Origin of the sequence: Desemzia sp. FAM 23990 (assembly GCF_045528485.1) — a bacterium.
GTDB lineage: Bacteria > Bacillota > Bacilli > Lactobacillales > Carnobacteriaceae > Desemzia.
In genome coordinates this window covers 1-24324 of record NZ_JBGQQW010000031.1, presented here as the reverse complement: position 1 = coordinate 24324, position 24324 = coordinate 1, and the positions used below count along the sequence as shown (strand labels likewise).

Sequence of the window (24324 nt, the reverse complement as noted above, 5' to 3'; positions counted from 1 at the left end):
GGAGGAAAGAATATGCTTGAAACATTTTCATCGTTTCACCCTGTACTACAAGCACTTATAGCAGGATTATTTACATGGGGTTGTACAATATTTGGTTCAGCTTTTGTCTTTTTATTTAAGGATATCAATCGCAAATTTCTTGATTCTATGAATGGTTTTGCAGCTGGTGTCATGATTGCTGCATCATTTTGGTCATTACTAGCCCCCTCTATTTCTTATGCAGAACAAAATGGTTACGGCACTTGGTCTTGGGTTCCAGCAGCAGTTGGGTTTTTAGTGGGAGGATTCTTTTTAAGATTGATCGATGTGGTCATTCCCCATCTGCATTTGGAAGAACCTATCGAACATAGTGAAGGTCCAAAAACAAAAGCTTCCAAAAATTTATTGCTCTTTTTAGCCGTTACGATTCACAACATTCCTGAAGGGTTGTCTGTAGGGGTTGCTTTTGGAGCAACTGTTGCAGGAGCAGCTAATGGAGATGCTTTCTTAAGCGCGATTGGACTTGCTTTAGGAATCGGGATTCAAAATATACCAGAAGGCTCCGCTTTGTCCATGCCGATTCGTGCTGCTGGAAACAGCCGTTGGAAAGCCTTTAATCTGGGTCAATTATCCGCTATCGTAGAACCGATTGCTGCTGTTATTGGTGCTGTAGCAGTTATCTCCATGGCAGCTATCTTACCTTATGCCTTAGCATTTGCTGCAGGAGCTATGATCTTCGTAGTAGTAGAACAATTGATTCCTGAATCTCAAACAAATGGGAACAATGATATTGCTACCCTGTCCTTAATGATTGGATTTGCTGTGATGATGGTTCTAGACGTTGCTTTAGGTTAAAAAAAACTGCTCCCTATAATGAACAAGCTTTTAACAAGCTGTTTCTTATAGGGGGCAGTTTGTGCGTTTCTTTAGATAAAAGGTTTTTGGTTGAAACAAGTTCAGTATTTTTTAGTAATAGTCCATTTAGTTTTCTTTTATCCCTAACGCGAAATCCTTATTGAGTAAGAACGGACGATAGTACCCTAATGTACTCGCTAGAGGAAGAACTGATGCGTCTAATTGAATATTCAACTCTTCGGCTAAATAGTTCCTTCTTGCCTCAATACGCTTCCACAATTTCGGATAATTAGATGCAATCTCTTTTCTTAATTGCTCATCCGCTAAAGCAACGGTGCTTTCTGCTGAAATGCCATTGTGTCCTTCTTGTGAAGGGATAAAATCAACTTGAAATATCATTCCGCTTTGAATAGTTGCTTTTGAACCAGCATAAAAGGGCGAGGACAACCATTCTTCATCAGCTGTTAGATGTCCTGGACACAATTCCCAACCGTATGTTGCTTGAGGATAAAACTTTTCAAATTCTTGGTAAAAATCCCCACCATTTTTTCCGATCTCAATATTTTGAAGCCAGAAGTGATAGGCCGAAAAATAAGGTTTTACTACTTCATCAAAATAATTTTTGTCTACAGCTTCCAATTCATCTCTATTGGATACAGCGTAACCTGATCGGCTAGACAAACCACCTCTATATCCTACTGTTAAGGCAACTTTTTCGCCTTTTTCTAGTTTATTATCGGTAGGGTATAAATTCCCCTTCACAAAACGAGGACCAAATGCTGAAATGGTGACAACGTTATTGTATTGCCCAGCGCGATTCAAATAGTTCCCTATTTCTGTTTCCACGACTCCAACTTGCAGCTTGTTCATACTTTCTAGTACACCGTCTGAAGCTAAGGAAGCTCCAAATTCATAATGAGCTATCTCATTTGCATTGTTTGTGGTACGTGCTCCATCTACAGGACCGATAAATAAGCCGGTAGCGTTGTGTAACTTATCATCTGTTACAATCGATCGAACAGCTTCAAGAACAAAATACGGTAGATCAAATGACTTGCCTAAAGTGTCCGGCATCAGTTTCCAGCCTACCAGTCCTACTTTTTCGCTTTTATCTAACGAAACCTTTTTTAAACATTCTGTTAATTCACTACTGTCTCCCATTGGCTGATTAGGCAGAGAAAATAATGAGCATTTCTGCCCTTCTGCTTTAATACGCGAATAGGAAACTTTATTAGAGTTCTCATTTCCTAAAATCAAATGAGCGCTCCCGTCTGCATTAAAAACCAATAAAGCTTCTTCAAAGCGAGGAATAAAACCAACTAAATACTCAAAGTTGCTCCCATGTTCTTTATCTGCATAAATAATCAAAGAACTATAGCCAAAATCTTTCATCAATTGTCTCACTTTTTGCTTCCGCTCTTCAATCGTTTCATCCGTCAACATAACAGGAATACCTGAATGATCCAAAATAGGTGCTTTCACTTTCATAACATCGATTTTCATTCTTCTTTCTCTTCCTTTCTTTGAGAACGCTAACTTAACCTACATTATATCATATTCGACCATTATTTTGCCCTCATTCCTGAAAGTTACCTTTTAGCTGCGTCAGCCTTCTTATTTAGAGCGAAAAAACAGGCCCCACTAAGAAAAATTGTTTTCTTAGTGGCACCTGTTTGATTTTCGCCATAACTCACGGTTGAATTTTGATTCTACAACATTTGACGTTGGTAAGTAGAAAATACACTTCTTTCTAACTCTAAATCTATTAGAAACTCAGTTCTAGAAATTTCTGGAGGAATATGGGGTTGCTTATAGCCATGAAAAGGATGCAATGAGAATTACCCCGAGTTAAGCTTCAGCTTTTACACGGGGTTTGTTCTCCGCTGCGCTGCGCATACCATATCCGTACGTCGCTAGCGCTCCAACGGCTTCGGCAAAGCTTGCAAGTCTTGAGACGCGGTTTTCGGATCAAGGGATTCCCATGGCGTTCTATAAGCGACCCCATAGGCCGGAGGAAATTTCTTTACCAACGTTAGAAGATGAAGAGACTAAATTTTCTTACACTTTTGCGATTTTTCCTTGTTCTACATAAACCATCAATATCGAAATATCAGAAGGATTTACACCACTGATCCGGCTTGCTTGAGCAATCGTTTCAGGTTGAATCTTAATCAATTTTTCTTTCGCTTCTGTAGCTAAACCATTGATGGCACGGTAATCAATATTTTCAGGAATACGTTTATTTTCCATGCGTTTCAGTTTATCCACTTTATTAACTGCTTTTGCAATGTAACCTTCATATTTCACTTGAATAGAGACTTGTTCTTGCACATCTTCAGGCAATTCAATATCATCTCCAGCAAAGTACATCAAATCTTTGAAGCTGATCTCTGGACGACGCAAGAAATCGATCGCTAAAATACCATCTTTCAACGGTGCTTTTCCTTTTTCTGCTAAGAAAGCTTGGATCTCAGCTGTAGGTTTTAACCGAATGTTGCTTAATCGTTCTACTTCGCCTTCGATTTGAGCCTTTTTCACTAAAAATGTATCGTAACGTTCTTGTGTGACTAAACCAATATCGTAACCTAATTGAGTCAGACGTAAATCAGCATTGTCATGACGCAATAATAAACGGTATTCAGCGCGAGACGTTAACAAACGATACGGCTCATTCGTTCCTTTTGTCACCAAGTCATCAATCATCACGCCAATGTACCCTTCACTGCGTTTCAATATTACCGGTTCTTTTCCTTGAACCTTCAACGCCGCATTAATACCAGCAATAATCCCTTGTCCAGCTGCTTCTTCATAACCAGATGTTCCGTTCATTTGACCAGCTGTAAATAAGTTTTCAATTTTCTTCGTTTCTAAAGATGGACGTAATTGGTATGGAGTGATTACATCATACTCAATCGCATATCCTGTACGCATCATACGAGCATTTTCCAAACCGGCAATGGAATGTAAAATCTCTTCTTGAACATCTTCAGGAAGTGACGTAGATAAGCCTTGAACATAAACTTCCTCTGTGTTCCGGCCTTCTGGTTCTAAGAACAATTGATGACGTGGTTTATCGCTGAAACGTACAATTTTATCCTCGATCGATGGACAGTAACGTGCGCCTACACCTTCAACGATTCCTGTGAACATCGGTGCACGGTGCAAATTATTCTGAATAATCTCATGCGTTCTTTCATTCGTATACGTTAAGAAACAAGACAACTGATCTTTCAAATACGCACTGTTTGGCGTTTCATAACTAAAATGATTGGCTTCTTCATCACCCGGTTGTTCAGTTGTGACACTGTAATCGATTGTTGAAGCATTTACACGCGGTGGCGTTCCTGTTTTGAATCGGTTCAATTCAAAGCCGTGCTCCAATAAACTTTCAGATAATTTGATTGAAGGTTGAGAATTGTTGGGACCTGAAGAATATTTCAGTTCTCCAATAATAATTTCTCCGCGTGAAGATGTCCCAGCAGTTAAGATAACTGCTCCAGCTCGATAAACAGCACCAGTATTGGTGATAATTCCTTTTGCAACGCCATCTTCAATGACTAATTCTTCAGCTATCCCTTGTTTTAAATCCAAGTTTTCTTCTTGTTCAATCGTTTTTTTCATTTCATTGGCATACATAAATTTGTCTGCTTGCGCACGTAAAGCTCTAACAGCCGGTCCTTTTGATGTGTTCAACATCCGCATTTGAATGTACGTTTTATCGATGTTGCGGCCCATTTCTCCGCCTAATGCATCGATTTCACGCACTACTACACCTTTAGCTGGTCCTCCAATGGATGGATTACAAGGCATAAAGGCAACCATATCCAAATTGATAGTAATCAACAACGTTTTTGAGCCCATGCGTGCTGCAGCTAAGGCAGCTTCTGATCCTGCATGACCTGCTCCAACAACAATAACATCATAATATCCTGCTTCGTATTGGTTCATCTAAACATCCTCTCTTTTTCATCCACAGCATTTTTATTTTCCTAAACAGAATTGGGAGAACAATTGAGTTAACAGTTCGTCTTGAACACTGTCTCCGGTAATTTCGCCTAATAAGTCCCAACAGCGTGTCATATCGATTTGGACAAGGTCGACAGGCATGCCGTCCTCTACTCCTTCAATCACGCTGTCTAATGCTTCTTCCGCTTCATTCAATAAAGCAATGTGGCGTACGTTCGATACGTAAGTCGCATCTTTTTCTCCCGTGTTTCCTGAGAAAAACAGATCCGCTATTTTTTGTTCCAGTACATCTACTCCTACTTGAGTCAAGACAGACGTTTTAACGATTGTGTCTTCTCCTACTAGGAACTCTAATTGTTCTAAATCTAATTTGTTGGGCAAGTCCATTTTGTTTAAGATAACAATTCGGTTGTTGTGGTTTGTCACTTCGATCAACGCTTTGTCTTCATCGGTCAACGGTTCATTTTGGTTGAACACCAATAAAATCAAATCTGCGTCTACTAACGCTTTACGACTCCGTTCAACACCGATTCGTTCAATGATATCTTCTGTTTCCCGGATTCCCGCCGTATCGATCAATCGTAACGGAACGCCTTTAACACTCACGTACTCTTCAATAACATCCCGTGTCGTCCCCGCTATTTCGGTTACAATTGCTTTTTCTTCACGCAGCAAATGGTTCAACAGGCTGGATTTCCCTACATTTGGACGACCAATGATTGCTGTAGCTAATCCCTCTCTTAAAATTTTCCCTTGACTCGCTGTTTCCAATAATTGCTGGATATGTGCTTTGACTTGCTTCGCTTTTTCGATCAGCAAGATAGAAGTCATTTCTTCTACATCATCATATTCAGGATAATCAATATTCACTTCTACTTGGGCCAAAGTATCCAATATTTCTGAACGTAAATTGCGAATTAAATTAGACAAGTTTCCGTCCAATTGTTGCAAAGCTACATTCATTGCTTTATCTGTTTTAGCACGTATCAAGTCCATCACAGCTTCTGCTTGAGATAGATCGATTCGACCATTCAAGAAAGCACGTTTCGTAAATTCACCAGGTTCAGCTAAACGAGCGCCATTATGCAATACCGTTTGCAATACTTGATTGACAGCTAATATCCCGCCGTGACAGTTGATTTCAACGACATCTTCTCTGGTAAATGTTTTTGGCGCACGCATGATGGTTACCATCACTTCATCGACTGTCTTATTTGTCTTGGGATTAGCGATGTGGCCATAGTGAATCGTATGGCTGTCTTGATCTTTTAATTGTTTTGAACCTAGTTGATAAACACTGTCTGCAATAGTTATCGCGTCTTCTCCACTTAAACGGACGATCCCGATAGCCCCTTCTCCAGGCGGTGTTGAAATAGCTGCAATAGTATCAAATTCTAATGACAAACTCGTTCACTCCTTTATTTTTTTGCACGAAAAAAGTGCCCACTCCACCCCTTGATTTGAACTGTTCAAATTAGAAATGGATAAAGCACTTTGACTACTTTTTATCCTTTAGATAAATTTATTTAATTAGTGAGCATTCTTGTAGAGAACTATAAATCCTACATCCTTAAGCATAATACAAGGTCTCTAACTTTTTGTCAATAAATTCGAAGACTTTTTTTCATATTTTGAAGCAATCTTATCTTTTTTGCCATAAATTCATTTACAACACGCGCCTAGTTAAAGAATTTAGTCTCTAAATGTGGTAAACTATTGATGAATAAAGGATTGCGAGGTTAATGATATGAATAAATTCCATGAAATTTATTTAGACCTTGAGGCAGATATATTAAATCAACGTTACAAACCAGGCGAACTTTTGCCAAGCGAAAACAAACTAGCTGTAAATTACAATGTTTCCCGTGAAACAATACGAAAGGCTTTGGTCTTATTGTTAGAAAGCGGATACATTCAAAAACAGCAAGGAAAAGGCTCCATCGTTTTAGATGTTAAAAGATTTAATTTCCCAGTCTCTGGTTTAACAAGCTATAAAGAACTGCAAGAAACACAACATATAACTGGTAAGACGATTCTGACAGCGAATCAGCGTCAATTACTGCCCAAACACGTTATTCAACAACTCGGTATGCCTGCGGACACAGAAGTCCATTATATTGAACGTCAGCGTCAAGTAGATGGCGAATGCGTGATTTTAGATAAAGACTACTTAATGACCTCCATCATTCCACAGATACCTGATAAAGAAGCTGAAAATTCCTTATACCGTTATATCGAAGATGGATTAGGACTAACAATCGGATACGCTCAAAAAGAATTTACGGTTGAGCCAATTACTAAAGATGACAAGCTATTGATGGACTTACACAACGATTCTCATGTAGTCGTAGTCAGGAGTACGGTATATTTAGAAGACACTCGATTTTTCCAATACACCGAATCCCGCCACAGACTCGATAAATTCAGATTTGTAGACTTCGCCAGAAGAAAAACACCCTAGAGATTGGAGCAGAGCGCTTAGACTACTGGCTATAAGAAGAGAGCTGGACAAGGCGTTTAAGTTGCCTTGTCCAGCTCGTCTACAGAGCACAAACTAAAACACACTCCCAAAACTATGAACGATTTTGTTCAGCAGGGAGTGTGTTTTGTTGTCTATTTACCTTAAGCGAGCGGACAAAGCCAACTTGTTTAACAACCCTGCCGTTGTCTCTGCTTTTTATGCCTATCAGGAGGGCTGCATTCTCTTACCTGACTTATCGATCTCAAAATCATTGCCACAAGTCAGGTAACTCTTCTTTATCTGACTTGTGGAGATGAAAATCTGAGGCACAAGTCAGCTTTAAGAGATAAACCTGACTTGTGAGTGCCAGAATATTTCTCACAAGTCAGCTAACGGCCTTTTACCACGCTATTGTCCAGAACTTCATACCTGCACTAAGCAAATACCCATTCATTTAACAGAAAACACCCTAAAATGAGACTATAGAGTCCGCATTTTAGGGTGTTCTCATTTTGTTTTGTTCTAACACTTATTTTTCAAACAAGTAAGCTGCCGTTTCATAAGCTCCCAAAGTAATGGAAGAACCTAATGATCGTTCTTCTCCATTACCAATAAGGAATTTACTACTACGGTTTTGAAATTCTTCAGGAACATCGATCGCTACCGGATCAGCATAGAAATGGTTCAGCACTAATAACTGCTGCCCTTCATATTCTCTTACATAAGCGTAGACGTTGGGATGATCCATCATTATTCCACGATAGCTGCCTTCAGAAATAACTTTCATTTCTTTTCTTAAAGCAATCAATCGTTTGTAGTATTCTATAATCGAACCGTTTGCTAATTCATTTTCAACATTGATTTCATGAAAATTATCAGTCACTTTCAACCAAGGTTCCCCAGTTGTAAAACCAGCATTCAATTCATTTGTCCATTGCATCGGTGTGCGACTGTTGTCTCTCGATTTATCTCTGATGATTTCCATAATTTCTTCATGTTGCATACCTTTTTCAGATAGTTCTTTATAGGCATTGAGGGTTTCAACATCCGCAAAATCTTGAATATCGGAATAATTCGGATTGGTCATCCCAATTTCTTCGCCTTGATAAACATAAGGAGTTCCTCTTAGTAAATGAATGGTTTGAGCATGAAGTTTAGCCGAGGCTTCAAAATGATTTACCGGATCCCCAAAGCGACTGATTGATCTGGGTTGGTCATGGTTGTTCCAGAACAAGGCATTCCATCCATTCCCTTTTGACATCCCATCTTGCCACTCATCCAATATTCTCTTTAATTCCATGAAATCAAAGTCCATTTTAGTCCATTTTTCGCCCTCAACGTAATCCACTTTCAAATGATGGAAACTAAAAATCATAGACAGCTCTTCATTTTCTGGATTAGAGTATTGAACTCCATTCGGCACTGTCGTAGAAGACATTTCTCCAACTGTCATGATGTCTTCATATCGGCCAAATGTGCGTTGGTTCAATTCACGCAGAAATTCATGTGCGATTGGTCTGTCAGTATAACGTGCTTTCCCTATACCGTCTTCTGCATCCAACAGTACTTCATCTTTACCGATAACATTGATCACATCAAAACGAAACCCTTTTACGCCTTTTTCCAGCCAGAAGTTCACGATGCTAAAGAGCTCTTCGCGCACTTCAGGATTACGCCAATCTAAGTCAGCTTGGGTAACATCGTAAAGGTGCAGATAATATTGATCAGTATCTCCAAATTTTGACCATGATGGACCTCCGAATTTGGAAGCCCAGTTTGTAGGCAAACTGCCGTCCGCTTTCGCTTCTCTTAAAATATAGTAATCTTGGTATTTCTTCTCTCCAGCCAAAGCTTTTTGAAACCATTCATGTTCTGTAGAAGTATGGTTCAGCACCATATCCAGCATAAGTCCCATACCATTTTCTTTTGCTTTAGATACCAACTCATCAAAATCAGCCATTGTTCCAAATAATGGGTCTATTTCTGTATAATGTGCAACATCATAGCCATTATCGTTTTGTGGTGAAATAAAGAATGGATTAAGCCATAACATGTCTACACCTAGTCTTGCTAAATAAGGAATTTTTTCAATGATCCCCCTTAGATCCCCTACTCCATTTCCGTCCGAATCATTAAATGACTTTGGATAAATTTGATAAACGACTTTTTCATGCATGTTACTCACAGAATCCCTGCCTTCTTATAGTTGATTAATTTCTTGATTACGAACCTAATTTAGGTTGTGGTAGATCATCGATTCCCATTTTGCTGAATCGTTTGTTTTTGCTGAATACAAATGTCAATACAAAAGGTACTACGATAGCGATAGCCATACAAACTAGGAAAATTACCCAATATTGATTTTGGATAGACAAGATACCTGGAAGTCCACCAACACCAATTGAGTTTGCTGTTACGTTAAAGATAGATGCGACCAACCCGGCAATTCCTGAACCAATCATCGCTGCAAAGAACGGGTACGCATATTTAATATTGATACCGAACATCGCCGGTTCAGTAACTCCCAAGTAACAAGAAATAGCTGCTGGGATTGAAATATCGCGTTCTTCTTTGTTGTCGCGGTTGATGAAGATAATCGCCAATACTGCTGAACCTTGAGCAATATTAGATAAAGCGATCATCGGCCATAAGTTTGTTCCGCCAAAGTCAGCTACTAACTGCAAGTCGATTGCATTTGTCATATGGTGCAATCCAGTAATAACCAGTGGCGAGTAGAATGTTCCAAATAATAGACCAAACAACCAACTGAATGAACCTGTCAAACCAGAGTAGACAACATTTGAGATCCAGTCTCCAATTTGCCAGCCAATTGGTCCTAAAACCGTGTGAGCAATCAATACTGTCGGTACTAATGCAAATAACGGAACAAAAATCATCGAGATGGCTTGCGGGATGATTTTACGTAAACCCAGTTCCAAGTAAGCCAATACGAAACCAGCCAACATCGCCGGAATAACTTGAGCTTGGTAACCGATCATATCGATTTGGAAGAACCCAAAGTCCCAAAATGGAATCTCTGTTGCTTCAGCTACTCCATAAGCATTTAATAATTGTGGAGATACTAATGTAATACCAAGTACAATACCAAGAATTTGTGTTGTTCCCATTTTCTTAGCAATACTCCACGTGATTCCTACTGGCAAGAAGTGGAAGATCGCTTCACCAATCAGCCATAAGAAAGAGTTAACCCCATTCCAGAATTGAGATACTTGAACGATCGTATTGTAAATAGGGTCTCCAGCTGCATTAACTTGTGGTACACCATCTACTATTGCTTGTCCAAGTGTTTCCATTGGAATGGCTTCCAAAATATTACGGAACCCTAAAATAAGACCCCCAACAACGATTGCTGGAATAATAGGTGAGAAAACTTCTGCCAATACCGACATTGCACGTTGCAATAGGTTTTGGTTTTGCTTACTGGCTTTTTTCACATCATCTTTTGAAACGCCGGATTTTCCGGAAACCTTTTCAAATTCATTGTAAAAAGTAGCTACATCATTTCCAATAATAACCTGATATTGTCCTGCTTGTGTAAAGGTACCCTTTACTGCTGGAATTTTTTCGATCTTTTTGTTGTCTGCCTTGCTCGGATCGTTCAATACAAACCGCATACGTGTCGCACAATGAGTAACAGCTGAAATGTTATCTGATCCACCAATATCCTCAAGCAACTGTTTTGCATCTTGCTTAAAATCTGCCATCTTGTTTCCTCCTTAAAAAAATGTAATAAGTGCTGAAAAAAATTATTTAACTTGTATATACAAGTTTATTATAACGTTTTTTATTATTATTGCAAGCGTTTTAAAAACAAGTTTCGATTTTGTTCAGCTTTCCTCTACAATAAAGGGATAGATTCACTATTTTTAGATTGTTATTTTCCTTGGTTTGTTGAAATGAGAGAGTGGCTTAAGTGCTCGGACGATGAACTTGTCTGGTTAGCGAAGAGATGTTTACTATGGGGACTTTAAAAGAATGACGGTACCGTAAAACAGTCACAGATACCTTTCACGCTCCTTTCGTTTCTTTAGTTTTAATGTAGCTCGCTTCCCTTATTTATGCAAAAAAAAGCCTTCATCAAAGTGAATTCTTTGATGAAGACTTCTGCGTTTAAAGATTGAATGATTATATTTGTTTATCCGAAGGTTCTACTACCAAATAACGATGTGGCTCTCTGCCTTCTGAATGAGTGGTTACCCATTCGTTTTGACTGAGATAATAATGTATGACCTTTCTTTCGAAAGCCGGCATAGGTTCTAGGAACACTGGTTGGTTCGTTTGTTCCACTTTTGATGCCGTACGTTCTGCTAAACGTTTTAGAATAGCTTCCCGACGTTCTCGATAATCTCCCACATTGACTACAGCAACCATCTTCGTTTTTGCTTGACGGTGCAGCAATACTTGTGCCAGAGATTGAAGTGCATTCAAAACTTTTCCATGCTTTCCAATGATGACCCCTGCTTTTTGAGAATCTAAATGAAAAATGACTTGTTTTTCTTTTTGCTCAACACTAATGGTCGCTGGAGCACCAAGTTTTGCAACGACATCTACTAAATAATCAGATACCGTCTCAATAGCTTGGCTATCGTTTCTAGTATTGATATCTTCATTGAAGTCAGTGGATTCTTCCATATCATTTACTTCATTAGGACCCTTCTCAGCTTCAGCAGTTATTGTAACATGGGGAAGTTCAGCTTCACTATCTTCAGTCTTTTCTGGTACGGCTTCGTCTGTGTCAGTAAAAATATCCTTTTCTACTCTAACAGCAGATTTATTTCTGACTGTAACGATCGCATCTTTTTGACCGAATCCAAGAAACCCTTTTTTCCCTTCTTCAATAACCTCAATAGAAGCTTCCTCTTTACTAATTCCTAAAGTGCGTAAAGCTTTGTCAACAGCTTCCTCAGCAGTAGGGGCTTTTGCGGTATACTTATCCATATCTATCCTCCATTCAAAACTGTTAGATAATCATAAAGATTTTATAACCTAAACTACTATTTTTTCTTCACATTACGTTTTGTTTTTTGTGCTAATTTCAACGCTCGTTGACGATCTTTTTCTCGTTGTCTTTCTGCGTCTTCTTTTTCTTGTCGCTCTTTTTTTATTTTAAATGGATTGTTGAACAACAGTGTTTGAGCCACAGAGAATCCATTACTTACTACAAAGTACAATGAAACAGCACTTGGTAATGAAATACTGATGAATAAAATCATGATCGGCATCATGTATGTCATAATAGCCGTTGTCGGGTTAGAACCTGCTTGACTCATACTAGATAACTTAGATGTAGCTAAAGTTAATAGAGCTGCCAAGACTGGTAAAATGAAGTATGGATCCGGTGTTCCTAAGTTTGCCCATAAGAAATCACCTGTACTTAATACTTCCGTACGATTAATTGATTGGTACAATGCAATCAACACAGGCATTTGAATCAATAGAGGTAAACAACCTGCTACAGGATTCACTCCTGCTTCTTCATATAACTTAGATGTTTCGGCTTGTAATTTTTCTTTTGTTTCAGCATCTTTAGAAGAATATTTTTCTTGCAAAGCTTTTAATTGCGGTTGTACATCTGTCATCTTACGACTACTCTTTGTTTGGTAATAAGTAAGAGGCAAAAGAATGATTCGAATAATCAAGGTAAAGGCAATAATACCGATCCCATAATTTCCTCCAAATAAATTAGACAACCAAATAATAACTTGTGAAAAGTTATAGATAACATATCGATCAAAAAAACCAGTACTGTCACTTGTAATCGGACTTGTACCACATGCTGCTAAGACTACAGTCAGTCCCAACATTCCTAATAAAAGAAGTAATCGCTTACGCTTTTTCACGCTGTATTTCCTCCACTTCTCTTCATTTATCCAACATTTTAGCTAACTTCAGAACGTGAATCAAACTTTTTTTGATTTCACTCGTCGACATAGTCGCTGTCGGCTTACGGGCAATAACAATAAAATCTTTATCTGCTTTTAGTTCCGGCTTCAGTTCAGTTAGACTTTGCCGAACTTTGCGTTTTACTGCATTTCTTACAACTGCATTGCCTATTTTTTTCCCAACAGAAAGTCCAACTCTAAAATGAGGCTGATTTTCTTTCTTTAATACATAAACAACAAACTGACGATTTGCTGTGGATTTTCCGTGATGAAAGACTTTTTGAAATTCGGTTTCTTTTTTTACACGATAAGCTTTCCTCATAACGTTCATTCCCTCATCTTACAAATCTTTTTTATAGAGACCTAGTGACTCATTCAAATTTTTGATACAGTCTGCCCCTTTGCATAAAAAATAGAAAAAAAAGACCACTGAGACGGTCAGTGATCTTATGCAGACAATACTTTTCTGCCTTTACGGCGTCTACTTTGCAATACATTACGTCCATTTTTAGTACTCATACGTTTACGGAAACCATGTACTTTTTGACGTTTACGCTTTTTAGGTTGGTAAGTTCTTTTCATGCGTGTTACACCTCCTGAAAAACTATCTTTCTTAAAATTATTAGGATTTTTAAAGACAGTCTTGAACATTCTAATGATAAAAATTAGACTTGTCAAGGACATCTACCCAATTTCAATCATTCACTAAGATATCATATCATAAATGAAATAAACATAAAACAACTTTTTAGCATTTTCTCATATTTGTCACTTTTTTTTATCCTTTTGTCTAAAAAAATCCATTATGCGATGAGTATCGATCAGTCCTAGGCACACTGCAGCTATTTTTTATTTATATATAGAAGAATAGTTCATTTGCATTTTATAGCGCTTCTTTTTAGCAATTCCTAAAAATATTTTTATTTTGACCTTTTTCAATTTTTTTCTTTTTTGATTCCAGTTTTTCCGAAGGAGATTGCTCACGAATTAATAAGCGATTGTTAAACAATGAACATTTTTTCAGGCCTTCTCTGTGCTTTTTCTTGCTCTATAGTTATCCACACACCTATTTTTCTATCCCCATACTCTGTTTTTGCCATTTTTATTTAATAAACTTCTCCACCATGTTTTCCCGCACTTATGCACATACCAACAACTTGTTACTAGGCTGTCGCTTTTCTTTTGTTAAATTTGTGGAAAACTCTCGTAACCATTGATACAAAAGCTTTTAATCTGAATTTTTATCCACAATTTTTCTGGGATAAAAAAAGAAAATCCAAGTTATCCACCTGTTCTTTTTGCCTTGTGGATAACTTTATACACCTCGTCTGGATATATTTTCAACAGGTGGAAAGTACTTGTGGAAAACTTTTATTTATCGTGCTAGAATAGAAAAAGATATTATCTAGGAGTGTGGCTGGTTTTACCATTTCCTTAAAATGTGTGGAAAAGCTCTCTTTGATATTTAAATACATGGAACAATAAGGAATAGATCTAAATGAATTAGAGCCATACTTATTGAAATGAGAACTTTAAACAGGAAGTAATTTCTTTCTCAACCTATTTACAAACAAAATAGCAAAAATACTAATGAAGTACTGGAGCTTTTCTGGCTCTTATTTTTAAAAGGAGGTTTTCTGTTGGATGACTTGCATTCTCTATGGAACTATTTAAAAGAAAAATTTAAAGATTCACTCTCTAAAGTAAGTTATGATACTTGGATAGAATCTGCCAACCCAATCCGTTTGACGGACAAACATGTGATCGTTGAAGTTCCTTCGTCGCTGCACAAAGAATATTGGGAAAACAACCTGACTACGAGAATCGTAGAAAATATTTATGAATTTTCCGGACAAGAGTTATCCCCAATTTTCGTGATCAAAAATGAGGAAGAGGCTATTGCTGCACAAAAAGAATCTTCTGCAACATCTATAGAACAAAAAAATCCATTCAAAAAGAATGCCTTGTTAAATGACAAATACACATTTGATACTTTTGTTATTGGTAAAGGAAATCAAATGGCCCATGCCGCAGCTTTAGTTGTAGCTGAGGAACCTGGTACTATTTACAATCCATTGTTCTTTTATGGAGGAGTTGGTTTAGGAAAAACCCATTTGATGCATGCTATTGGTCATCAAATGTTATTATTGAATCCAGATGCAAAAATTAAATATGTAAGTAGTGAAACTTTTGCCAATGATTTCATTAATTCAATTCAAAACAAAACACAAGAAAAATTTCGTCAAGAGTACCGGAATGTAGACTTATTATTGGTAGATGATATTCAATTTTTTGCAGATAAAGAAGGAACGCAGGAAGAATTCTTCCATACGTTCAATGCTTTATACGATGATCGCAAACAAATCGTTTTAACAAGTGATCGGCTGCCTAATGAAATACCAAAATTACAAGAACGTCTTGTATCTCGCTTTGCATGGGGGTTATCTGTTGATATCACACCGCCAGATTTAGAAACACGTATCGCTATTTTGCGTAAAAAAGCTAATGCTGAAAGATTAGAGATTCCGGATGATACGTTAAGCTACATTGCAGGACAAATCGATTCAAACATTCGCGAACTCGAAGGAGCTTTAGTACGCGTTCAAGCTTATGCCGCGATCGTGAGTCAAGAAATTACGACAAGTTTAGCAGCTGATGCACTAAAAAGCATGCTTCCATCTTCTAAACCCACAACCATTACGATCAAAGATATCCAATCTGTTGTCAGCAAATATTATCAAATTTCGATGGTTGATTTGAAAGGTAAAAAGCGAGTGAAATCCATTGTTTTGCCACGTCAGATCGCAATGTACTTATCTAGAGAATTGACTTCCAGCTCATTGCCTAAGATTGGGGCTGAATTTGGAGGAAAAGATCATACGACCGTTATTCATGCGTATGAAAAAATTGCGCAAGCTTTGACGACAAATGATCAGTTAAAAAAAGAAATCAGCGAATTGAAAAAAACATTTAGTTGATAAAGGAAATAAATCTCTTTTTTAACATGTGGATAACTCGTTGAGTTTTCCCGAGCTTTTACACAAGTTATCAACATGTGTAAAAGTCTCTGTCGTTTGGGTTCATGTGCGTTATCCACAGTATCAACAAGCCCTACTACTATTACTAAAGTAATTACTCTATTAAAACTAAACAGTCGGAGGTTAATTTATGAAATTTACAATTCATCGAAGTGCTTTTTTAAACAACTTAGCTGACGTACAAAGAGCTATTTCGTCAAAAACAACGATCCCTATTCTTACAGGTGTTAAAATCATTGCTTCCCAAGAAGGACTTACCTTAACAGGTAGCGATTCAGATATTTCAATTGAAGCTTTTATCCCTGTTGAAGATGACAAAAATCAATTGAACATTGAAAAAACAGGGGGTATTATTCTTCAAGCCCGTTTCTTCAACGAAATCGTTCGAAAATTACCAGATGACAAAATGACTATTGAAGTATTGGATCATTTCCAAACACAAATCACTTCAGCATCAGCTTCATTTACGATCAATGGACTGGATCCAAATAATTACCCACATTTACCAGTTATTGACAGCAATGAATCTTTTATTTTGAATGTTAATTTATTCAAACAAGTGATCTCACAAACGGTTATTGCAACGTCTACTCATGAAAGCCGCCCAATTTTGACAGGGGTCAATATCGTTATCGAAAACCAAACATTATCTGCTGTAGCAACAGACAGCCACCGTTTAAGTCAACGGATCATCCCTTTGACAATGAGTGAAGAACAAGCACAACAGAAATACAAAATCATTATTCCTGGAAAAAGTTTAACGGAACTTTCTAAAATTCTAGAAGAAGATGCCGAAACTGCTGAAATGATGATCACCGAAAATCAGGTATTGTTTAAAACAGAGAATTTATATTTTTATACACGATTGTTAGAAGGGATTTATCCTGAAACACAACGTTTGATTCCTGATACATCTTCTACAAGTGTTGTTTTTAATGCGAATTCTTTACTTGGGTCTATTGAACGTGCTTCGCTTCTTTCTCATGAAGGAAAAAACAATGTCGTTAAGCTAGCTGTATCAAAAGATAGAGTGGAAATTTCTGGAAATTCTCCTGAAATTGGAAATGTCCAAGAAGAAATCAACTTTCAATCATTTGAAGGGGAAGCAATCGAACTATCATTTAATCCGGATTATATGAAAGATGCACTAAGAACATTTGGACAATCAGATATTTTGATTAAATTTACATCTCCAATCCGCCCATTTGTCATCGTGCCATCGGAAGACGGAAAAGAATTTGTTCAACTGATTACGCCAGTACGCACATTTTAAGGGCTTTGCGTAAGACGGTTATAAACACACAAAACTTAAAGCAAACCGATTTTGTTGCATATTTATCAATCAAATAATTAAAAAAAACACAGTTCGAGACTTTTTATCTCAGACTGTGTTTTTTTATGTGCATAGATTTATATAGGCAAATTTTTCGTTTCTAGCTATTTTCGGTCCATTTAGGTAGTTTAGACGTTTTTTAGGTAAAAACGAAAGAAACACGTTTATTTTAAGATAAATTTGTAAAATAGCCGAAAAAGGAGTATAATAAAACCAAGACATAAAAGAGATTTGCGTGGATTTTTACGTTCCACGCTTATTTTATTGAAAAGCAGGTGACAAGATGAAAGAAACGGTCTTAATAGACAGCGAATATATTACATTAGGACAATTGCTGAAACATGTCGATATTATTTCAAGCGGCGGCATGGCTAAACATTTTTTAGCAGAAAACAGTGTCTTTTTAGACAATGAGTTGGAAAATCGCAGAGGCAAGAAGATTTTTCCTGGATCGATCGTAGAAATTCCAGGTGAAGGAACGTATTTTATTCAACATGAATCTTCAGAAGAACTTTCTGAGGAATCGCGCTAATGTATATCAATGAAATGAAACTGACGAATTATCGAAATTATGCAGATGCTGAGGTAACTTTTTCAAATGGAATCAATGTTTTTTTGGGAGAAAATGCTCAAGGAAAGACCAATTTGATGGAAGCTATCTATGTTCTTGCGATGGCTAGAAGCCATCGGACTTCAAGTGATAAAGAACTGATTCAATGGGAAAAAGATTTTGCTAAAATCAGCGGCAGAGTCCAGAAAAAGAATTCTTCTTTTCCCTTGGAAATCGTTTTGTCCAAAAAAGGCAAGCAAGCGAGATTCAACCATTTAGAGCAGAAAAAGTTGAGCTCTTATATCGGAAATTTGAATGTGATTTTATTTGCCCCGGAAGATTTGTCTCTAGTGAAAGGTTCTCCTTCTGTGCGGCGTAAATTTGTGGATATGGAACTGGGACAAATGAATCCCGTTTATTTGCACCATTTAGTAGAGTACCAGCACTTGTTAAAGTCGCGGAATCTGTATTTAAAACAGTTGAGTATGAAACAAGCTTCAGATTTAACCTTTTTAGAAGTGTTAACTGAACAAATGGCTGCCCACGGAGCTTCGATTTTGGCGGAGCGCTTTTTATTTGTCGAACAATTGCAAAATTGGGCTCAAACTATCCATCAAGAGATCTCTAAACAAAAAGAAGTGCTGGAAATACACTATCATTCCAGTGTTCCTTTAGAGAATCCAACTGATAAGGATGCTAATTATATCCATCTGATGGATACGTATAAAGCAAACCAAACAAGAGAATTAGAACAACGTACAACGCTTACTGGTCCACATCGAGATGATTTAAAGTTTTATGTCAACGGAAAAAATGTCCAGACGTATGGATCACAAGGACAACAACGAACGACTGCACTGAGTGTAAAACTGGCGGAGATCAATTTGATGCAGGAAATGACCGGTGAGTATCCTGTATTGTTGTTAGATGATGTGTTGTCTGAATTAGATGACAGCAGACAAACTCATTTATTAAAAGCGATTCAAAATAAAGTACAAACTTTTTTAACAACCACTAGTTTAGATGGCATTGAGAAAAACCTTATCGAAGCTCCAAGAGTTTTTAATATCGATCAAGGACAAGTAGAAATGGAGAGTGAATAAGCGTGGCAGAGGAAATGAGAAGCAGAGCTGATCTTGCAAAGGACTATAATGCAAGCCAAATCCAAGTATTAGAAGGATTAGAAGCTGTACGTAAACGCCCTGGTATGTATATTGGTTCAACAAGTAAAGAAGGTTTACACCATTTAGTATGGGAGATCGTAGATAATTCGATCGATGAAGCTCTAGCAGGATTTGCGGATGAAATTGATATTACTATTGAAGCGGATGACAGTATCACTGTTGTGGATAATGGACGTGGGATTCCAGTAGATATTCAAGAAAAAACCGGTCGTCCAGCAGTTGAAACAGTATTTACCATTTTGCATGCTGGAGGAAAGTTCGGCGGTGGAGGATACAAAGTTTCAGGTGGTCTACATGGGGTAGGTTCCTCTGTTGTTAATGCGTTATCTTCTGCTTTAGATGTTTATATTCATAAAGATGGAAAAATATACCACCAAGCTTTTGAGCGCGGAGCAGTAATGAATGATTTAGAAATCATTGGAGACACTGATCGCCATGGAACAACCGTTCATTTTATGCCGGATCCAACGATTTTTACAGAAACAACTACATTTGATTTTGATAAATTAGCTATTCGCGTTCGTGAATTAGCCTTTTTAAATCGAGGTTTGTCTATATCAATCGAAGACAAACGCAATCCAGATCAAGAAAAATACGATTACTTTTATGAAGGCGGAATTAAAAGTTACGTTGAGTTTTTAAATGAAAATAAAGAGGTTATTTATCCAGAACCGATTTTCTTGGAAGGCGAACAAGAAGGTATCGCGGTTGAAGTTGCTATGCAGCATACAGACGGGTACCATTCTAATTTAATGAGTTTTGCGAACAATATCCATACCTATGAAGGTGGAACACATGAGTCAGGGTTCAAAACAGCTTTGACACGTGTTGTAAATGATTACGCTCGTAAAAACAAATTGATGAAAGATAACGAAGACAATTTGAGCGGGGACGATGTACGTGAAGGATTAACAGTAGTAGTCTCTATCAAACATCCGGATCCTCAATTTGAAGGACAAACAAAAACAAAATTAGGAAATTCTGAAGCTCGTACTATAACAGATCGCCTATTTTCTACACATTTTGACCGCTTTTTGATGGAAAATCCGCAAACGGCTAAAAAAATCGTTGAGAAAGGTTTACTGGCGGCAAAAGCTCGTTTAGCTGCTAAACGAGCAAGAGAAGTGACGCGTAAGAAGAGTGGACTGGAGATCAGCAATTTACCTGGTAAATTAGCAGACTGTTCAAGTAAAAATCCAGAAATCAGCGAATTATTCATCGTTGAGGGGGATTCAGCGGGCGGTTCTGCTAAACAAGGCCGTTCACGTATCTTCCAAGCCATTTTACCGATTCGTGGTAAAATATTGAACGTTGAAAAAGCCTCATTAGATCGTATTTTAGCGAATGAAGAGATTCGTTCATTATTTACAGCTATGGGGACTGGTTTTGGAGAAGAATTTGATGTGTCTAAAGCGCGTTACCATAAATTAGTGATTATGACCGATGCCGATGTTGATGGCGCTCATATTCGTACATTACTCTTAACTTTATTCTATCGTTTTATGCGTCCAGTCGTAGAAGCGGGCTATGTTTATATTGCTCAACCACCTTTGTATCAAGTAAAACAAGGGAAAAAAGAAGTCTATTTAGATAGTGATGAAGAACTAGAGAATTATTTGAAAGAGATTCCTGCTAGTCCACGACCTTCTATCCAACGTTATAAAGGACTTGGAGAGATGGATGCTGAACAATTATGGGATACAACAATGAATCCTGAGCACCGAAGAATGTTGCGGGTAACGGTAGAAGATGCAGCGGATGCAGATAAAGTTTTAGATATGTTGATGGGTGACCGAGTAGAACCCAGACGTGATTTTATTGAGACCAATGCTAAATATGTTCAGAACTTAGACATTTAATCAAGGAGGGGAAAAAATGACAGAAAATAATTACGATAGAAAAATAGAAGATATTAATTTGTCAAAAGAAATGCGTACGTCATTCCTTGATTATGCTATGAGTGTTATTGTTGCTAGAGCATTACCAGATGTTCGTGATGGACTAAAACCAGTGCACCGTCGTATTTTATATGGAATGAATGAGCTGGGAGTAACTCCAGATAAAGCACACAAAAAATCCGCACGTATTGTAGGAGATGTTATGGGGAAATACCATCCTCATGGAGATAGTGCGATCTATGAATCTATGGTACGGATGTCACAAGATTTTAGTTACCGTTATCCTTTAGTAGATGGACATGGAAACTTTGGTTCCGTCGATGGTGACGGCGCTGCGGCGATGCGTTATACTGAAGCACGTATGGCAAAATTAGCTACGGAAATGTTGAGAGATATCAACAAAGATACGATTGACTTCATAGATAACTACGACGGTACTGAACGAGAGCCTGAGATTTTACCTGCACGCTTTCCAAACTTACTGGTAAATGGAGCAACAGGTATTGCTGTTGGGATGGCAACAAATATCCCGCCGCATAACTTAACTGAAATCATTTCAGGTTTGCAAATTTTGATGGAGAATCCAGAAGCTACTACAGCCGACTTGATGGAAGCTGTTCCTGGTCCTGACTTTCCAACAGGCGGTCTAGTCATAGGAAAATCAGGAATCAGAAAAGCTTACGAAACTGGAAGAGGCTCAATTACATTACGGGCTAAAGTGGACATTGAAATATTAAAAAATGGACGAGAACGCATCATTGTTTCTGAGATCCCTTATATGGTCAACAAAGCTCGCTTAGTATCTCGCATCGCTGAATTAGCTCGTGAGAAACGGTTAGAAGGAATCACGGACTTAGCGGATGAATCTGACCGTGATGGAATGCGTATTGTTATTGATGTACGAAGAGATGTGAGTGCGAGTGTAGTATTAAATAACTTGTATAAGATGACCTCTATGCAAACTTCTTTTGGATTTAACATGCTGGCTATTGTGAATGGTGAACCAAAAGTTCTTGGCTTGAAGAGTATCCTTGAAGAATATTTAAAACACCAAGAAATCGTTATTCGCAGAAGAACAGCTTTTGACAAGAAAAAAGCTGAAGCTAGAGCACATATTTTAGAAGGTTTAAGAATTGCTTTGGATCATATAGATGAAATTATTTCTATTATCCGCAGTTCACAAACAGCTGATTTAGCTAAACAAACATTGATCAGTCGTTTCGATTTATCGGATAAACAATCTCAAGCTATTTTAGATATGCGTATGGTCCGTTTAACTGGATTAGAACGTGAAAAAATTGAAGGCGAATATTTAGAGTTGTCTTCATTAATTGCCGATTTAGCTGACATACTAGCCAGACCTGAACGAATTCATAAGATCATTGAAGATGAATTGGCTGAGGTTCAAGCTAAATTTGGAGATGAACGTCGTACTGAATTACTAGTAGGCGAATTGTTGAGCATTGAAGATGAAGATTTAATCGAAGAAGAAAATAGTGTTATTACATTAACTAACAATGGTTATATTAAACGTCTTCCTAGTTCTGAGTTTAAAATCCAAAATCGTGGCGGACGCGGAGTTCAGGGTATGGGAGTACACGATGATGATTTCATCGAAACCTTAGTATCTTGTTCAACTCACGATACATTGCTGTTCTTTACCAATAATGGAAAAGTATACCGGTCTAAAGGGTATGAGATTCCAGAGTATGGTCGTACTGCCAAAGGGATACCAGCAATCAATTTACTTGGCATTGATTCTGGAGAGAGCATCCAAGCTATCATCAACGTACGAGGAGAAGCAGAAGAAGGGTTATATCTTTTCTTTACTACTCGAAAAGGGACGGTTAAACGGACAGCTGTAACAGAATTTGCAAATATTCGCAGCAATGGTTTGAAAGCTATCTCGCTAAATGAAGATGATGAACTGATGACAGTTTCTGTAACTGATGGAAACCAAAACATCATTATTGGAACTCATGAAGGACTAGCAGTAAGCTTCCATGAAAGCAAAGTTCGTAATATGGGACGTACTGCCCGAGGAGTTCGTGGTATTCGCGTAGCAGAAGATGATTACGTAGTCGGTATGGATCTACTGAAAGAAGACTCTGAAGTATTGATCATTACTGAAAAAGGATACGGTAAACGTACTGCTGCAAGCGAATATGCTATTCGCGGACGCGGAGGTAAAGGGGTCAAAACAGCTAATATTACTGAGAAAAATGGTAAATTAGTGGGTTTAACTACAGTTAACGGAAAAGAAGACGTCATGCTGATCACCAACTCCGGTATTATTATCCGTATTGGCGTAGGAACTATTTCTCAAACTGGACGTGCAACATTAGGCGTTCGTTTGATGCGCCTAGCAGATGGCGTGATAGTTTCTTCTATGGCGAAAGTAGAACCGGAAGAAGAGGAAGAGTTGTCAGCAGATACTAAAAATACCAGCGAAGTAATCAATGGTTCAGATGGTGAAATCGAAATTCTTTCAGAAGAAGAAATGGCTGAAGAGATTGAATCTGAAGACGCAGATACAGAAGAATAGATTAATCATGTATAGAAAGAAAGAGGGCTGAATATCGAAATTCAGTCCTCTTTTTTTACCGTTTATATTGGAACACTATTCTGGACTAAATCAATGAAGTATCACGACCACATCATACGTATAAAAAAATTTAAATAAAAAATAAGATTACGAATGCTCTCGGCTCTGCTAAAAGAAAAATGCGGAGGCGGGCGACATGAACGAGATTTTCCATCTGTTGAGTGAAGTGAAAGACTTCGGTCTTCATTATGAGATAGACCTGCTTTCTTTGAACTTCCCGAAATATTTAGACACGCTTTTTAAGCTGTGACTCGTTTGAGACCCGTGATATTTCTGGAGGAATAGGGGTTGCTTGTAGCCATGTAAAAGATGAAATGTGAATTACGGAGCGTTGGCGCTTCAGCGCTTACGATTCCGTTTGAAGCTTGAAAGTCTGGAGACTACAGGCTCCAGACGGTCCCATGGCTTTCCGCAAGCAAACCCGTCCATCCCGGAGGAAATTTCACCTCATAGAGACGCCCCTACTCATTAAGAGAGCGGTTTAAAAAGAAGACCTTAATTTTTTTGGGAGAAAGTACTTTTCATGCGTATAACGTGTATCACGACATTTAG

General features: G+C 37.9%; 17 protein-coding genes. 8 read left to right on the top strand and 9 right to left on the bottom strand.

Going from position 1 to position 24324, the window contains the following annotated elements; translation table 11 throughout:
* Positions 1-12: 12 nt before the first annotated feature.
* Positions 13-834 carry a ZIP family metal transporter gene (locus tag ACEN4I_RS11655; protein ID WP_407103061.1) on the top strand — a complete coding sequence of 274 codons (822 nt, stop codon included), beginning with the start codon at positions 13-15 and terminating at the stop codon, positions 832-834.
* Positions 835-960: 126 nt separating this feature from the next.
* Here the strand turns inward: ACEN4I_RS11655 and ACEN4I_RS11650 are convergent, their stop codons facing one another.
* From ACEN4I_RS11650 to mnmE, 3 genes are all read right to left on the bottom strand, one after another.
* Positions 961-2337 carry a Xaa-Pro aminopeptidase gene (locus tag ACEN4I_RS11650; RefSeq protein WP_407103060.1) on the bottom strand — a complete coding sequence of 459 codons (1377 nt, stop codon included), beginning with the start codon at positions 2335-2337 and terminating at the stop codon, positions 961-963.
* Positions 2338-2892: 555 nt separating this feature from the next.
* Positions 2893-4782 (bottom strand): tRNA uridine-5-carboxymethylaminomethyl(34) synthesis enzyme MnmG, encoded by a 1890-nt coding sequence (mnmG, locus tag ACEN4I_RS11645; RefSeq protein WP_407103059.1) that lies wholly within the window; start codon positions 4780-4782, stop codon positions 2893-2895.
* Between the two features lie 33 nt (positions 4783-4815).
* Entirely contained in the window at positions 4816-6204 is a 1389-nt protein-coding gene (gene mnmE, locus ACEN4I_RS11640) for a tRNA uridine-5-carboxymethylaminomethyl(34) synthesis GTPase MnmE (protein WP_407097275.1), read from the bottom strand.
* 343 nt (positions 6205-6547) lie between these two features.
* Between mnmE and treR the strand changes: the two genes are divergently transcribed.
* Positions 6548-7261, top strand: a complete 714-nt coding sequence (gene treR, locus ACEN4I_RS11635; RefSeq protein WP_407097274.1) for a trehalose operon repressor — start codon at positions 6548-6550, stop codon at positions 7259-7261.
* A 529-nt stretch (positions 7262-7790) separates the two neighbouring features.
* Here the strand turns inward: treR and treC are convergent.
* The 6 genes from treC to rpmH form a co-directional block, all read right to left on the bottom strand.
* Positions 7791-9446, bottom strand: a complete 1656-nt coding sequence (gene treC / locus ACEN4I_RS11630) for an alpha,alpha-phosphotrehalase (protein WP_407103058.1) — start codon at positions 9444-9446, stop codon at positions 7791-7793.
* Between the two features lie 37 nt (positions 9447-9483).
* A complete protein-coding gene (treP, locus tag ACEN4I_RS11625) occupies positions 9484-10986 on the bottom strand; it encodes a PTS system trehalose-specific EIIBC component (RefSeq protein ID WP_407097272.1) in 1503 nt (500 codons plus the stop codon).
* A 421-nt stretch (positions 10987-11407) separates the two neighbouring features.
* On the bottom strand, positions 11408-12220 hold the full coding sequence (jag, locus tag ACEN4I_RS11620; protein ID WP_407097271.1) for an RNA-binding cell elongation regulator Jag/EloR: 813 nt from the start codon (positions 12218-12220) through the stop codon (positions 11408-11410).
* 56 nt (positions 12221-12276) lie between these two features.
* Positions 12277-13122, bottom strand: a complete 846-nt coding sequence (yidC, locus tag ACEN4I_RS11615) for a membrane protein insertase YidC (protein WP_407103057.1) — start codon at positions 13120-13122, stop codon at positions 12277-12279.
* Between the two features lie 22 nt (positions 13123-13144).
* Positions 13145-13486: a ribonuclease P protein component gene (gene rnpA / locus ACEN4I_RS11610; protein ID WP_407103056.1), complete on the bottom strand. Its 342-nt coding sequence runs from the start codon at positions 13484-13486 to the stop codon at positions 13145-13147.
* Between the two features lie 125 nt (positions 13487-13611).
* Positions 13612-13746: a 50S ribosomal protein L34 gene (rpmH, locus tag ACEN4I_RS11605; RefSeq protein ID WP_007725519.1), complete on the bottom strand. Its 135-nt coding sequence runs from the start codon at positions 13744-13746 to the stop codon at positions 13612-13614.
* A gap of 1058 nt (positions 13747-14804) precedes the next feature.
* On the opposite strand from rpmH, the gene dnaA reads away from it, so the two are divergent.
* The 6 genes from dnaA to gyrA all read left to right on the top strand — a co-directional run bounded on the left by dnaA (position 14805) and on the right by gyrA (position 23712).
* Entirely contained in the window at positions 14805-16142 is a 1338-nt protein-coding gene (gene dnaA / locus ACEN4I_RS11600) for a chromosomal replication initiator protein DnaA (protein ID WP_407097269.1), read from the top strand.
* A gap of 190 nt (positions 16143-16332) precedes the next feature.
* Positions 16333-17475 (top strand): DNA polymerase III subunit beta, encoded by a 1143-nt coding sequence (gene dnaN / locus ACEN4I_RS11595; RefSeq protein ID WP_407097268.1) that lies wholly within the window; start codon positions 16333-16335, stop codon positions 17473-17475.
* A 343-nt stretch (positions 17476-17818) separates the two neighbouring features.
* On the top strand, positions 17819-18067 hold the full coding sequence (yaaA, locus tag ACEN4I_RS11590; RefSeq protein WP_407097267.1) for a S4 domain-containing protein YaaA: 249 nt from the start codon (positions 17819-17821) through the stop codon (positions 18065-18067).
* Positions 18067-19188, top strand: coding sequence for a DNA replication/repair protein RecF (gene recF / locus ACEN4I_RS11585; protein WP_407103055.1), 1122 nt, complete (start codon positions 18067-18069; stop codon positions 19186-19188). Before yaaA ends, recF begins: the two co-directional genes overlap by 1 nt.
* 14 nt (positions 19189-19202) lie before the next feature.
* Positions 19203-21128: a DNA topoisomerase (ATP-hydrolyzing) subunit B gene (gene gyrB, locus ACEN4I_RS11580; protein ID WP_407097298.1), complete on the top strand. Its 1926-nt coding sequence runs from the start codon at positions 19203-19205 to the stop codon at positions 21126-21128.
* Positions 21129-21144: 16 nt separating this feature from the next.
* Positions 21145-23712, top strand: coding sequence for a DNA gyrase subunit A (gene gyrA, locus ACEN4I_RS11575; protein WP_407097265.1), 2568 nt, complete (start codon positions 21145-21147; stop codon positions 23710-23712).
* Positions 23713-24324: the final 612 nt, after the last annotated feature.